This is a genomic window from Shewanella sp. POL2 (assembly GCF_000282755.1).
GTDB lineage: Bacteria > Pseudomonadota > Gammaproteobacteria > Enterobacterales > Shewanellaceae > Shewanella > Shewanella xiamenensis.
The window spans coordinates 1-334 of sequence record NZ_AKZL01000228.1 but is presented as its reverse complement, the minus strand read 5'-3'; the positions used below and the strand labels follow the sequence as shown (position 1 = coordinate 334).

Below are 334 nucleotides of genomic sequence, written 5' to 3'. Positions count from 1 at the left end.
ATTCGAGTAGTCATAGAGTTTGTGTGCATGCTCTTGAATGCATCGGCTCTGCATCGAGCGGACGACAAAGCGCTGTTGGTGCTGGGTTTTATAGGTCAGATATTCAAACAAATCAGCCTCACGGTCACAGACGGAAATCACCTTGTTGATATGCTCGCCTAAACGGGCAGACATATTGGCGGAGGCTTGTTCCCATTTGTAGCTCTCTTTTTCCTCGTAAGGGCGAGTAGCATGTTGCCCGCGCTTAGTGATATCCCGCGTCCAACGCTGCTGCTCAATCAGCCCAACGACTTGCTGGCTTTGCGGTGAAAACAGCAAGATTGAATGCGCCATT

General features: G+C 50.0%; 1 pseudogene. It reads right to left on the bottom strand.

The window, feature by feature from the left end:
• A pseudogene (locus SHEWPOL2_RS22185) lies at positions 1–334 on the bottom strand (IS4 family transposase); the annotation flags it as partial.